This is a genomic window from Marinobacter sp. ELB17, assembly GCF_000169375.1.
Classification (GTDB): Bacteria; Pseudomonadota; Gammaproteobacteria; order Pseudomonadales; family Oleiphilaceae; genus Marinobacter.
Genome location: NZ_AAXY01000004.1, coordinates 243,278 through 256,282, shown reverse-complemented (window position 1 = coordinate 256,282; position 13,005 = coordinate 243,278). Strand labels below are relative to the sequence as shown.

The window sequence follows — 13,005 nt, the reverse complement described above, 5'->3', positions numbered from 1 at the left end:
TCTCCTTAAAATTTGTACGATTGGTTAAAGGCGTTTTACGCGCCACGCTCTTCCAGCATGGCGACTGCGGGCAGGGTTTTGCCTTCTACGAATTCAAGAAAAGCACCCCCACCGGTTGAGATATAAGAAATCTTCTCATTTACACCGTACTTGTCAATGGCCGCCACGGTATCACCACCGCCGGCGAGTGAAAATGCTGCGCTGTCGGCAATGGCGTGGGCCAGCACTTTGGTGCCGTTTTCAAACGGGCCGAATTCAAACACACCCACCGGGCCGTTCCATAAAATGGTTTTGGCGTTTTTCAGCAGCTCGGCAAACTGGCCGGCGGTTTCGGGGCCTACGTCCAGAATCATGTCATCTTCGGTCACGTCTGAAATGTTGCGGATGGTGGCAGTCGCGGTTTCAGAGAACTCGCTGGCAACCACTACGTCAACCGGCAGCGGGATTTCAACGCGGGAGGCTATGTTTTTTGCAACATCCAGCAGGTCGTGCTCGCACAGGGACTTGCCGACTGGATAACCTGCAGCGGCCAGGAAGGTGTTGGCTATGCCACCACCGACGATAATCTGGTCACAGACTTTTTCCAGGGCGTTGAGTACGTCCAGTTTGGTGGAGACTTTGGAACCGCCAACAATGGCAACCACCGGCCGGGCCGGGTTATCCAGGGCTTTACCCAAAGCTTCCAGCTCACCCGCCAGCAGCGGGCCGGCGCAGGCTTCGGGGGCAAACTTGCCGACGCCGTGGGTAGACGCCTGGGCGCGGTGGGCGGTGCCGAAGGCGTCCATCACGTAAATATCGCAAAGCGCGGCGTATTGTTTGGCCAGGGCTTCGTCGTCTTTCTTTTCGCCTTTGTTGAAGCGCACGTTCTCGAACAGCACCACGTCGCCGTCGGCCAGGTGTAGGTCTTCGCCGTTCAGGTAGTCTTTGATCAGGCGTACGTTCTGGCCCAGGGCGTCACTCAGGTGCTCAGCCACAGGCTTAAGGGAAGCGGCTTGGTCGTACACGCCTTCTTCCGGACGGCCCAGGTGCGACATCAGCATGACTTTGGCGCCGGCGCTTGCGGCCGCTTTAATGGTGGGCAACGCGGCGCGGATGCGGGCGTCGCTGGTAATGCGGCCGTTTTTCAGCGGTACGTTCAGGTCTTCGCGAATCAGTACGCGCTTTCCTGCCAGATTCAGGTTGGTCATTTTTTTGATGGCCATACTCTTTTTCCCTTGAACGGTTCGTCAGCGTCAAATGTGAATCAGGTTGTTCGTCAGATCGGGAATCGGATGATGCGTCAGCTCACCGCCAGCCAGTGCCGGCTGACGTCCAGCATGCGGTTGGCAAAGCCCCATTCGTTATCAAACCAGCACAGCACTTTCACCATGGTTTCCCCGGTAACCCGGGTTTGGCCGCCATCGACCACGCCGGAACGGGAGTCGTGGTTAAAGTCGGAGCTTGCCAGCAGTTCGTTGGTGTAACCCAATATGCCCATCAACGGTAAGGTGGTGGCCGCCCGCTGCAGGATGCCGTTAACGTCGGCTACGGTCACCGGCGTGCGTACGTTGAGCACCATATCAATGGCAGACACATTTAACGTGGGTACGCGCATGGCAACGGAACTGAAGCGGCCGTGCAGGTGGGGCAGCAGGCGTTCAATGCCAAGGGCCAGCGCGGTGTCTACCGGTACGATGTTGTGCAACGCACTGCGGGTGCGGCGCAAATCCTGATGGTGGTAAGCGTCAATCACCGGCTGGTCGTTCATCGCCGCGTGAATGGTGGTGGTGGTGCCCTGCTCTATGCCCAGCGCATCGTCCAGCACTTTGATCATCGGCACCAGGCAGTTGGTGGTGCACGAACCGGCAGCCACAATGCGATCACTGTCTACCATTTCAAGATGATTGATGCCGTACACCACGGTGCGGTCAACATCGGCTTCGGCCGGCTGCGAGAACAGCAAACGCTTGGCGCCAGCGGCCAGGTGCTGTTCCGCCGTCGCGCGGTCAGAAAAGGCACCGGAGCATTCCAATACCAGGTCGATGCCCATTTCTTTCCAGGGCAGTTCGGCCGGGTTGGTGCTGTTTAAAACGCGGATGACGTCGCCATTCACCCACAGGCTGTCACCTTCTACCGCCACCGTGCCTTGAAAGCGGCCGTGGGTGGAGTCGTAGCGGGTTAAATGCGCGATGGTGTCGATGTCTGACAACTCGTTAATCGCGACCACCTGAAAGTGGTCGCGATAACCGTTTTCATACAGCGCCCGCAGCACGCACTGGCCGATGCGGCCGTAACCATTGATGGCGACGCGATAAAATGCGGGCTGGGTCATCAGGCTTCCAATAGCTCGGCGGCTACGTCCAGGACGTTATCGACGGTAAAGCCGAATTCCTTGAACAGTTCGCCCGCGGGTGCCGATTCGCCAAAGGTGGTCATGCCCACAATGCGACCGTCCAGGCCGACGTACTTGAACCAGTAATCGGCAATGGAGGCTTCCACCGCGATGCGGTTGGTGACGTCCAGCGGCAATACCTGCTGTTTGTAGTCGGCACTTTGCGCATCGAAGGTGTCGGTCGACGGCATAGACACCACGCGAACGGCCTTGCCCTGCTCGCGTAGCTTGGCGGCTACGTCTTGCGCCAAGCCAACTTCGGAACCTGTTGCAATCAGAATCAGCTCTGGCGTGCCTTCGCTGTCTGACAACACATAGGCACCGCGGGCAACGTCGGCAAGTTGCTGCGCCGAACGGTTTTGGTGGGGCAGGTTCTGGCGGCTGAATACCAACGCAGTGGGGCCGTCGGTGCGCTCAAGCGCGGCTTTCCAGGCAACGGCGGATTCTACGGCGTCGGCCGGGCGCCAAGTGCTCATGTTGGGCGTGGTGCGCAGGCTGGCGAGCTGTTCAACGGGCTGGTGCGTGGGGCCGTCTTCACCCAGGCCGATGGAATCGTGGGTGAACACGTAGATGGCGCGCTGCTTCATCAGTGCGGCCATGCGTACCGCGTTGCGGCAGTATTCCATAAAGATCAGGAAGGTGGCGCCGTAGGGTACGAATCCGCCGTGCAGGGCCAGGCCATTCATGATGGCGGCCATGCCGAACTCGCGCACGCCGTAATTGATGTAGTTGCCGCTGGCATCTTCTTTGGTGACGGTGTTACAGCCACTCCAGATGGTCAGGTTGGAACCGGCCAGGTCGGCAGAGCCGCCCAACAGTTCCGGCAGCATCGGGCCATAGGTGTTCAAGCTGTTCTGGGACGCCTTGCGGCTGGCGATGGTTTCACCTTTGTCCTGAACGCTCTGAATGTAAGCCTGGGCTTTTCCAGAGAAGTCGGCGGGCAGATCACCGGCCATGCGGCGTTTGAACTCTGCGGCCAGTTCCGGCTCGGCTTTCTGATACGCGGCGAAGGTGTCGTTCCAGGCGCTTTCGGCGGTCTGGCCTTTTTCTTTTCCGTTCCACTGGGCGTAAATGTCGTCCGGCACTTCAAAGGCGCCGTGTTTCCAGCCCAGTGCTTCGCGGGTCAGAACGATTTCGTCTTCGCCCAGCGGTGCGCCGTGGGCCGATTCGCTGCCCTGCTTGTTGGGCGAGCCAAAGCCAATCACGGTTTTGCAGCAAATCAGCGTGGGCTGCTCGGTGTTGGCGCGGGCCACTTCAATGGCCGCACTCAGGGCGTCGGCGTTGTGGCCGTCTACGTCGGCAATTACCTGCCAGCCGTAAGCTTCAAAGCGCTGCGGGGTGTTGTCGGTGAACCAGCCGTCTACTTTGCCGTCAATAGAGATGCCGTTGTCGTCGTAGAAGCAGATCAGCTTGCCCAGCCCCAGCGTGCCGGCCAGCGACGACACTTCGTGGGAGAGGCCTTCCATCAGGCAGCCATCGCCTACAAAGGTATAGGTGTAGTGGTCAACAATGTCGTGGCCCGGGCGGTTGAACTGCGCCGCCAGGGTTTTCTCAGCCAGGGCAAAACCCACGGCGTTTGCCAAACCCTGCCCCAAAGGCCCGGTGGTGGTTTCAACACCCGGGGTATAGCCGTATTCCGGGTGGCCCGGGGTTTTGGAGTGCAGTTGGCGGAAGTTTTTGATGTCATCAATGGAAACGTCGTAACCGCTCAGGTGCAGTAAGGAGTACTGCAACATGGAACCGTGGCCGTTAGACAGTATAAAACGGTCGCGATTGGCCCACTGCGGGTTGGCAGGATTGTGGCTCAGGTAATCATTCCACAGCAACTCGGCGATATCAGCCATGCCCATGGGCGCACCCGGATGGCCGGATTTGGCTTTCTGAACCGCATCCATGCTCAGCGCGCGAATGGCGTTGGCGAGATCTTTACGAGAGGGCATCAACATTTCTCCAAGGTTTTTCAAGGAAGTAGGGATAAATTCCGTACTGCTGACCGCACTACAACAAAGCGGCCACAGAGCGCTTAAAAATAAGGCGCATATTTTCGCCGATTACGGTGGGTGGGGGCAAATCGACTTTGCATTAACAAGCTATATCAAAAAACTTTGATATAGCACTTGCCTGACTTAGAAAAGCTCCTTACACTGCTTCCCTATGAAAGACACCAGCACTGCTATTCCCGACACCGCTCCAGCGGACGCCCTGGCCACGATCTATAAAGCCAGCGGTGATTCTTTGCGCCTGGAAATTATGCGGGTATTACGGCGGGACACGTTTGGCGTGCTGGAGTTGAGCCAACTGTTTGATATGCGCCAGTCGGGCATGAGCCATCACTTGAAGGTGATGCACAAGGCCGGCCTGGTGGAGCCACAGCGCGAAGGCAATTCTATTTTTTACCGCCGCCCGTTAAATCTGACCGTGAACACCCTGACCGGACAGACCATTCGCCAGGTTTTTTCCACCGTTGATCAGGTGCCGCTGCACTCACATTTGCAGGAGAAAATTGACGTAATTCGCGGCCAGCGGGCCGATCAGTCGCAAATGTTTTTCTCCCGCCACGCGGCGCAGTTCCGCGAGCAGCAGGAGCTGATTGCACCGTTCGAGCTTTACGCCAAGCCCGCGGCAAGGCTGATACGCCAACGTGCGCCTAAAAAAAGCTGGCCAACCGTGCTGGAAATCGGCCCCGGGGATGGCAGCTTCTTGCCGGTGTTGTCGCCACTGTGCCATCACTTGGTGGCTCTGGATAACAGCCGCGACATGCTGGCTAAAGCCCAGCAGACCTGTATTGATGAAAACCTGAATAACGTGGATTTGATTGAAGGCGTAACCGACACCTTACTGGCACGCGGCGATGGTTTTGACCTGATAGTGGCCAATATGGTGTTGCACCACGTGCCCAGCCCTGCGGATATTTTTCTGGACGCCGCAGCCTTGATGAACAACGGCGCCTGCCTGATTATCAGCGAGCTGTGCCGCCACAATCAGATCTGGGCGCGGGAAAATTGCGGCGACCTGTGGCTGGGTTTTGAGCCTGAAGAATTAACCGCCTGGGCCGCCGCTGCGGGCCTGCAATCCCGTGAATGCATATTTATTGGCCTGCGCAACGGCTTTCAAGTGCAGGTTCGGGAGTTTTGGAAAACCACTGCAAAGCGGTAAACACTGGCCTTGCAGGGGACTGAACATGAATATCAAAAAAGTTTGATATAGATGTAAGTGTTATTACGTATAGCTAGTCAATCGTACCATTTTGGGCTGCTCACATAATTTTAGTCCGCTCATGTTTTAGACCGCTCAAAAAGGAGCCACCGCTAATGTCTGACTACAGTGTTTTCACCTCCGAATCCGTTTCGGAAGGCCATCCGGACAAACTGGCAGACCAGATTTCAGATGCCGTGCTAGACGCCATCCTCACTGAAGACCGGCACGCCCGTGTTGCCTGTGAAACCATGGTGAAAACCGGTGTGGCTATTATTGGTGGTGAAGTAACCACCAGCGCCTGGGTAGACCTGGAAGATCTGGTGCGCGGCGTGATTAGAGACATCGGCTATACATCGTCTGACGTTGGTTTTGACGGCGGCACCTGCGGAATTATCAACATCATTGGCAAACAGTCGGTGGACATTGCCCAAGGTGTAGACCGCCAGAAACCAGAAGACCAGGGCGCCGGCGATCAGGGCCTGATGTTCGGCTACGCCAGCAATGAAACTGACGTGCTGATGCCTGCCCCCATCACCTTTGCTCACCGTTTGGTAGAGCGCCAGGCTGAAGCCCGCAAAAACGGCGTACTGCCGTGGCTGCGCCCGGACGCCAAGAGCCAGGTAACCTGCCGCTATGAAAATGGCAAGGTTGTGGGCATCGATGCGGTGGTGCTGTCTACCCAGCACGATCCAGACGTCAGCCAGGCCGATCTGAAAGAAGCCGCGATGGAAATGATTGTGAAGCACGCGTTGCCGGCAGAATTGCTGCACAAAGGCACCCAGTTCCACATCAATCCCACCGGCAAATTCGTGATCGGTGGCCCGGTCGGCGACTGTGGCCTGACTGGCCGTAAAATCATCGTAGACACCTACGGCGGCATGGCACGCCACGGTGGCGGTGCCTTTTCCGGCAAAGATCCGTCAAAAGTTGACCGTTCCGCCGCTTACGCTGGCCGCTATGTGGCGAAGAATCTGGTGGCTGCCGGTTTGGCCGAGAAATGCGAAATTCAGGTTTCTTACGCGATTGGTGTGGCACAACCCACGTCTATCTCCGTAAACACTTTCGGTACCGGCAAAATCAGCGATGACAAGATCATTGAACTGATACGCCAGAACTTCGACCTGCGTCCTTATGCCATTACCAACATGCTGGACCTGCTGCACCCTATGTACCGGGCCACAGCAGCTTACGGTCATTTCGGCCGCGAGCCGCAACAAGTCACCGTAAATGGCGAAACATTCACCACATTCCCATGGGAAAAAACCGATCGCGCGGCAATCCTAAAAGACGCAGCCGGCATTTAATCGACAATGAACTGGAGAATACCTGAATGAGCACTCCCGCAGAAAAAATGAACACCGTTGAAGACTTTAAAGTACGTGACATCTCGCTGGCCGCATGGGGCCGTAAGGAAATCAACATCGCCGAAGGCGAAATGCCGGCGCTGATGGCGCTGCGCAACAAATACAAAGCTGAACAGCCTTTGGCTGGCGCTAATGTGCTTGGTTGCATCCACATGACCATTCAAACAGCCGTGCTGATTGAAACCCTGATTGCACTGGGTGCCAACGTGCGCTGGTCGTCGTGCAACATCTTCTCTACCCAGGATCAGGCCGCTGCGGCCGTTGCTGCAATAGGCGTTCCGGTGTTTGCCTGGAAAGGCGAGACCGACGACGAATACGAGTGGTGCCTGCATCAAACCGTCGGCGCAAACGTGGAAGGCTGGTCGCCCAACATGATTCTGGACGACGGCGGTGATTTGACCGAACTGCTGCACAAAGAATACCCGGCAATTCTGGCCAACTGCCACGGCGTGACCGAAGAAACCACCACCGGTGTACACCGCCTGCAGGAAATGCTGCGCGACGGCACCCTGAAGATTCCGGCCATCAACGTGAATGATTCCGTCACCAAGGCCAAGAACGACAACAAATACGGTTGCCGTCACAGCCTGAACGACGCCATCAAGCGCGCCACTGACCACCTGCTGTCTGGTAAGAAAGCACTGGTTATCGGTTACGGCGATGTGGGCAAGGGTTCTGCTGCTTCCTTGAACCAGGAAGGCATGATTGTAAAAGTCACCGAAGCCGACCCCATTTGCGCCATGCAGGCGTGCATGGACGGTTTTGAAGTGGTTTCACCGTACATCAACGGCGAAAACGACGGCACCGAAGCCAGCATCGACAAAGCCCTGCTGTCTAAAATCGACATTCTGGTGACCACTACCGGTAACTACGGCGTGTGCGACGCCAACATGCTGAAAGCCCTGCGCTCTGGCGCGGTTGTGTGCAACATCGGTCACTTCGATAACGAAATTGACACCGCGTTCATGCGTAAGAACTGGGAATGGGACGAAGTTAAGCCGCAGGTTCACATTGTGTACCGCAACAAAGCGGCCAACGACCACTTGCTTCTGCTGTCTGAAGGCCGCCTGGTGAACCTGGGTAACGCAACCGGTCACCCATCGCGCATCATGGACGGTTCTTTCGCCAACCAGGTGCTGGCTCAGATGTACCTGTTTGAGCGCAAGTTTGCTGACCTGCCAGAAGAAGCCCGCGCTAAGGGCGTATATGTGCAGGTTCTGCCCAAGCACCTGGATGAAGAAGTGGCTCGTGCCATGGTCGAAGGCTTTGGTGGCGTGATCACCAAGATGACCCAAAAGCAGGCCGATTACATCGGTGTTCCGGTGGAAGGCCCGTACAAGCCAGAAAGCTACAAGTACTAGTTATAAAGGCTATCTACACGCACTTGTATAAGCACTTAGCCGCCACGGCGGATGCGATCACGGGCCAGCTTCGGCTGGCCCGGTTCCAACCCTACATTCTGGACATCAACATGGAATCCCAAAAACAATTCAAGCGGCGGTTCAGTTTCGAGTTCTTCCCGCCCAAGACCGAACAGGGCAAAATAAAACTGCAAGGCGTTCGCGACGAACTAGCAGCCGTAAACCCGGATTTCTTTTCAGTGACTTTTGGTGCCGGTGGCTCGACTCGGGACCGCACACTGGAAACCGTTTTTAGCCTGCACCAACAGGGCATCTCAACCGCCCCGCACCTGTCTTGCGTCGGTGGCACTCGGGCAGAAATCAGTGAACTGCTCGACACCTATAAAGCAAACGGTATTAACCGCATTGTGGCGCTTCGCGGCGACCTGCCCTCAGGAATGGGTGCAGCCGGTGAATTGCGCTACGCCAACGAGTTGGTGAGCTTTATTCGCGAGCACAGCGGCGATTATTTCAATCTGGAAGTGGCCGCCTACCCGGAGTTTCATCCTCAGGCCCGCAGCGCCGAGGAAGACCTGAAGAACTTCGCACGCAAGGTAGAAGCCGGCGCCAACAGCGCTATTACCCAATATTTCTTCAACGCCGACAGCTATTTGTATTTTATTGACCGGCTTGAAAAATCAGGCATTACCATCCCGGTGGTTCCCGGCATTATGCCCATCGTTAATTTTTCCAGCCTGGTGCGTTTTTCCGACATGTGCGGCGCCGAAATTCCACGCTGGATACGTAAGCAGTTGGAAGCCTACGGCGACGACAGCGAAAGCATTCGCCAGTTCGGCGAGGAAGTGGTTACCCGCATGTGTGAAAAACTGTTGAAAGCTGGCGCGCCCGGTTTGCACTTTTACACGTTGAACCAGGTTGAACCCAGCCTCGGCATCTGGAAAAACCTTGGCTTGGGCGAGCGCGAAAAAATACCGTTTTAACCGACAAAACACCCGTAAGAGCTTATAACCATCTGCTAATACGGGTATTTTTTGCTTCGAAAAAGCCTTTCCGAGTGTCACGCATTTGATTTTGCACCGTAGTCTGAGTAATAGTCTAAAGTGTACTTAATGCGATTCTGAGCATGGTTTTCAACACAGCTCTTATACGTAGCTCTTAGCGCAATTCATAACACAGCCCCGACAATTCGCTCCGGTTATTCCCTGCCCCTATCGGCTCGGAAAGCCGTTCATATTGCGACAGCCGGGGTTCTATAAAAACCAAGGAGAAAACATGAGCAAAAAATGGCTGAAAACACTGACTGCGGGTCTGGTTCTGACCGTAGCAGCTGGCACTGTGAGCGCAGAAAAACTGAAAATTGCGACCGACCCCAGCTTTGTACCCTTCGAAATGCTGGACATAGAAACCGGTGAAATGATCGGTTTTGACATGGAAATGATCGCCGAAGTCGCCAAACGGGCTGGCTTTGAATACGACATGAACACCATGGATTTCAACGGCATTATTCCAGCCCTGCAGACGGGCAGTATCGATATTGCTATTGCGGGCATCACCATCACTGAAGCTCGCGGGAAAATCGTCGACTTCTCTGACCCGTACTACGATTCGGGCCTGCGCCTGCTGGTGCGCGTTGATAACAACGAAATTCTAGAATTCAAAGATCTTGAAGGCAAAAAGATCGGCTCCAAAATCGGCAGCACCAGCTACGACTACCTGACCGGCAATCTGGAAGATAGCGCCGGCGTAACGCCCTACCCGGGCAGCGCAGATATGTACCTGGCGCTGATGTCCGGCGCTGTTGATGCCGTGTTCTACGACGCCCCCAACGTGGCCTATTTCGCCCGTACCAAAGGCGAAGGCAAAGTAAAAACCGTTGGTGCCCTGTATGAAGGTCAGCAGTATGGTATTGCCCTGAAGGCCGGTAGCGAATGGGTCGACGAAGTGAACACTGCTCTGGCAGAAATCCGCGAAGACGGCACCTACAAAACCATTTATGAAAAATGGTTTGGCCCTCTGCCCGACGCTAAGTAAGCTCGGGGTTTAACGATCTGTTCTACTGCACCGGGGCCACGAGCCCCGGTGTTTTATCTCGCTAACTCCTGCGGAGACATTTACTGTGGAATCACAGTTCCAATTTGACTGGCAAGCCGCCATAGATTCCATACCCTTCCTGGCGAAGGGTATTCCTTACACCTTGATGATTTCGTTCGGCGGCCTCGTTATCGGTTTTCTGCTGGGCATTCTGTTTGGCTTGCTGAGCATTAACAAACACTGGTATTTCCGCTGGCCCGCAACAACTTATATTGAAATATTCCGCGGCACGCCCATTCTGGTGCAGGTGCTGTTCATATTTTACGGTTTACCCGACCTTGTTGGCGGCCCGATTGATCCGCTTGTCGCCGGTATTGCGGCCATCGCCCTGAACTCGGGTGCCTATATTTCTGAAGTGGTTCGTGGTGGTGTGCAGTCTATTGACCGCGGCCAAACCGAAGCTGGCCTGTCGTTAGGCTTGTCCCGTACCCAGAGTTTCTGGTCGATTGTGTGGCCCCAGGCGTTTCGCCGGATGATTCCACCCCTCGGTAACCAAGCCATCGTCAGCATTAAAGATACCTCGCTGTTTTCTGTTATCGGCGTGGGTGAACTGGTTCGCCAGGGCCAGGTGTACATCGCCAATACCTTCACCGCCTTTGAGGTGTATTTTGTAGTGGCCCTTATGTACCTTGCTATAACCCTGTCACTGTCTATGGTTCTGCGCTACATGGAAAAGCGCGGCCGGGCCTCTGTGTGAAGGAAACTGACTGATGACTCATATTGTGCAGCTCAAACGCATGAACAAGTACTTCGGCAAGCTTCACGTGCTGAAAGATATTGATCTGGCCGTAGAGGCCGGCGAAGTGGTGGTGATTATCGGCGCCAGCGGCTCCGGTAAATCCACCTTGATCCGCTGCGTGAACGGTCTGGAAGAATACGAATCCGGCCACCTGGAAGTCGACGGCCATAAACTGGCGCCCAAAGGCGGCAACCAGGAATCTCTGGCTGAAATCCGCAAAGAAGTGGGCATGGTGTTCCAGCAGTTCAATCTGTTCCCTCACCTGTCGGTGAAAAAGAACATCATGCTGGCGCCTATGAAGGTTAAAAGTGCCGATAAAACCGTTGCTAATGCCACTGCAGATCGCTTGCTTGAGCGCGTTGGCATCAGCGATCAGGCCGACAAATATCCCAGCCAGCTGTCTGGCGGCCAGCAGCAACGGGTAGCCATCGCCCGTGCCCTGGCGATGGAACCGCGGGTAATGCTGTTTGACGAACCCACCTCGGCGCTAGACCCGGAAATGGTGGGCGAAGTGCTGGACGTCATGCGCGAACTTGCCAAAGAAGGCATGACCATGATGGTGGTGACCCACGAAATGGGCTTCGCCCGCGAAGTAGCCGACCGGGTGATTTACATCCACGAAGGCCAGATTGTGGAAGAAGGCAAACCCGACGATGTGTTCGACAATCCCCAGAACGAACGTACCCAGGCGTTTCTGTCACGGGTGCTGGCGCACTGAGTGATATTGTCATTCGCTCTGGCATATTCTTGATTGGGAATGCCCAGAGCGTTCTGCAATATCAACGCTACAAACACCAGCCAGCGCTAGGTAAAAGCGCGGAACAGCGTACACTCAAGTAAGTGTCACTAAGCGCCTGAATAACAATATGGCTAGAGTCAACAGCGTTATGATCAAAAACTACGGCATCCTGCTATTACCAGAATTCAGTAATTTATGCTTTTCCAACCTGATTGAACCACTCAGGGCCGCCAATGACCTATCCAGTCAGCCGGTCGCCAAGTGGCATTTGTTTTCGCTGGATGGCCGCAGTGTTTACAGCACCAGCGGCCTGACGTTTCCGATTAACAAAAGCATCGCTGATATTCCAGACACCGCACCGCTGGATATTCTTTTTATTCTTGCCAGTTACAACTACGAGTCTTACATCACGCTGGCGCTGGTTCGGCAGCTTCGCAAGCTGAAACCTTACGCAAAACAAATTGCCGGTTTGGATGCTGGCCCGTTTGCCCTAGCCAAGGCAGGTTTGCTGAATGGTTATCGAGCCACCATTCATTGGGCAGAACTTGAAGTGTTTCAGGAAACCTTCCCTGAAATTAACGTGTGTGCCGACCGCTATGTTATAGATCGAGACCGGATTACAACGGGCGGCGCCAGCACCTCGATGGATCTGATACTGGAAGTCATTCGCCAGCACCACGGCGAGCAATTGGCCATTGCGGTTGCCGAGTTCCTTATTTTTGATATCGAACGTCCCGGCAGCAATCAGCAACGGGAATTTGCCCCCGCACGGCTCAGTTTACGCGCACCCCGCCTGGCCAAAGCCGTTAAGGTTATGGAAGCCAATATCGAAACGCCACTCGCCATCTCGGACGTAGCTCAAACAGTGGGTACGTCTCAACGACAACTGGAACGGGAATTTCGCGACGTTTTAAAAACAACGCCGGCCAGCTACTATACTTTTCTTCGTGCTGCGGCTGCCCGACGATTATTACAGGAAACCAACTTCAATATTACCCAGATCGCTATGCGAAGCGGCTTTAACTCTTCTGCGGCACTCATCCGAAATTACCGGACTATTTATAATTGCACCCCGTCAACCGATCGTAAGTTACATAAATTACGCACGATGCCCGCCGACCAGCCATAAAAAAGCCCCCGAA

Annotated in this window: 11 protein-coding genes; 8 read left to right on the top strand and 3 right to left on the bottom strand. The window is 55.2% G+C overall.

Features of this window, described 5'->3' with window-relative positions; translation table 11 throughout:
- Positions 1–35: 35 nt before the first annotated feature.
- The 3 genes from MELB17_RS07490 to tkt all read right to left on the bottom strand — a co-directional run bounded on the left by MELB17_RS07490 (position 36) and on the right by tkt (position 4,311).
- Positions 36–1,202, bottom strand: coding sequence for a phosphoglycerate kinase (locus MELB17_RS07490; protein WP_007349573.1), 1,167 nt, complete (start codon positions 1,200–1,202; stop codon positions 36–38).
- Between the two features lie 77 nt (positions 1,203–1,279).
- A complete protein-coding gene (locus MELB17_RS07485) occupies positions 1,280–2,311 on the bottom strand; it encodes a type I glyceraldehyde-3-phosphate dehydrogenase (protein ID WP_007349572.1) in 1,032 nt (343 codons plus the stop codon).
- Positions 2,311–4,311, bottom strand: a complete 2,001-nt coding sequence (gene tkt, locus MELB17_RS07480) for a transketolase (RefSeq protein ID WP_036183987.1) — start codon at positions 4,309–4,311, stop codon at positions 2,311–2,313. The genes MELB17_RS07485 and tkt overlap by 1 nt, the downstream gene beginning before the upstream one ends.
- A gap of 214 nt (positions 4,312–4,525) precedes the next feature.
- Here tkt and MELB17_RS07475 point away from each other — a divergent pair, with 214 nt between their 5' ends.
- The 8 genes from MELB17_RS07475 to MELB17_RS07440 all read left to right on the top strand — a co-directional run bounded on the left by MELB17_RS07475 (position 4,526) and on the right by MELB17_RS07440 (position 12,992).
- A complete protein-coding gene (locus MELB17_RS07475) occupies positions 4,526–5,527 on the top strand; it encodes a metalloregulator ArsR/SmtB family transcription factor (RefSeq protein WP_007349570.1) in 1,002 nt (333 codons plus the stop codon).
- A gap of 155 nt (positions 5,528–5,682) precedes the next feature.
- The gene (gene metK / locus MELB17_RS07470) at positions 5,683–6,873 is read left to right on the top strand and encodes a methionine adenosyltransferase (protein WP_007349569.1); all 1,191 of its coding nucleotides are present in this window, start codon (positions 5,683–5,685) and stop codon (positions 6,871–6,873) included.
- A gap of 26 nt (positions 6,874–6,899) precedes the next feature.
- The gene (gene ahcY / locus MELB17_RS07465; protein WP_007349568.1) at positions 6,900–8,294 is read left to right on the top strand and encodes an adenosylhomocysteinase; all 1,395 of its coding nucleotides are present in this window, start codon (positions 6,900–6,902) and stop codon (positions 8,292–8,294) included.
- A 110-nt stretch (positions 8,295–8,404) separates the two neighbouring features.
- Positions 8,405–9,274: a methylenetetrahydrofolate reductase [NAD(P)H] gene (gene metF, locus MELB17_RS07460; RefSeq protein ID WP_036183984.1), complete on the top strand. Its 870-nt coding sequence runs from the start codon at positions 8,405–8,407 to the stop codon at positions 9,272–9,274.
- A 292-nt stretch (positions 9,275–9,566) separates the two neighbouring features.
- Positions 9,567–10,325, top strand: coding sequence for a transporter substrate-binding domain-containing protein (locus MELB17_RS07455; RefSeq protein ID WP_007349566.1), 759 nt, complete (start codon positions 9,567–9,569; stop codon positions 10,323–10,325).
- Positions 10,326–10,410: 85 nt separating this feature from the next.
- On the top strand, positions 10,411–11,082 hold the full coding sequence (locus tag MELB17_RS07450) for an amino acid ABC transporter permease (RefSeq protein WP_007349565.1): 672 nt from the start codon (positions 10,411–10,413) through the stop codon (positions 11,080–11,082).
- Between the two features lie 13 nt (positions 11,083–11,095).
- Positions 11,096–11,842, top strand: coding sequence for an amino acid ABC transporter ATP-binding protein (locus tag MELB17_RS07445; protein WP_007349564.1), 747 nt, complete (start codon positions 11,096–11,098; stop codon positions 11,840–11,842).
- A 169-nt stretch (positions 11,843–12,011) separates the two neighbouring features.
- Positions 12,012–12,992: a GlxA family transcriptional regulator gene (locus MELB17_RS07440; RefSeq protein ID WP_007349563.1), complete on the top strand. Its 981-nt coding sequence runs from the start codon at positions 12,012–12,014 to the stop codon at positions 12,990–12,992.
- Positions 12,993–13,005 lie beyond the last annotated feature (13 nt).

Coding starts and splice junctions, on each gene's coding strand:
- MELB17_RS07490 (WP_007349573.1), bottom strand. CDS start 1,202: ATGGCCATCAAAAAAATGACCAACCTGAATCTGGCAGGAAAGCGCGTA.
- MELB17_RS07485 (WP_007349572.1), bottom strand. CDS start 2,311: ATGACCCAGCCCGCATTTTATCGCGTCGCCATCAATGGTTACGGCCGC.
- tkt (WP_036183987.1), bottom strand. CDS start 4,311: ATGCCCTCTCGTAAAGATCTCGCCAACGCCATTCGCGCGCTGAGCATG.
- MELB17_RS07475 (WP_007349570.1), top strand. CDS start 4,526: ATGAAAGACACCAGCACTGCTATTCCCGACACCGCTCCAGCGGACGCC.
- metK (WP_007349569.1), top strand. CDS start 5,683: ATGTCTGACTACAGTGTTTTCACCTCCGAATCCGTTTCGGAAGGCCAT.
- ahcY (WP_007349568.1), top strand. CDS start 6,900: ATGAGCACTCCCGCAGAAAAAATGAACACCGTTGAAGACTTTAAAGTA.
- metF (WP_036183984.1), top strand. CDS start 8,405: ATGGAATCCCAAAAACAATTCAAGCGGCGGTTCAGTTTCGAGTTCTTC.
- MELB17_RS07455 (WP_007349566.1), top strand. CDS start 9,567: ATGAGCAAAAAATGGCTGAAAACACTGACTGCGGGTCTGGTTCTGACC.
- MELB17_RS07445 (WP_007349564.1), top strand. CDS start 11,096: ATGACTCATATTGTGCAGCTCAAACGCATGAACAAGTACTTCGGCAAG.
- MELB17_RS07440 (WP_007349563.1), top strand. CDS start 12,012: ATGATCAAAAACTACGGCATCCTGCTATTACCAGAATTCAGTAATTTA.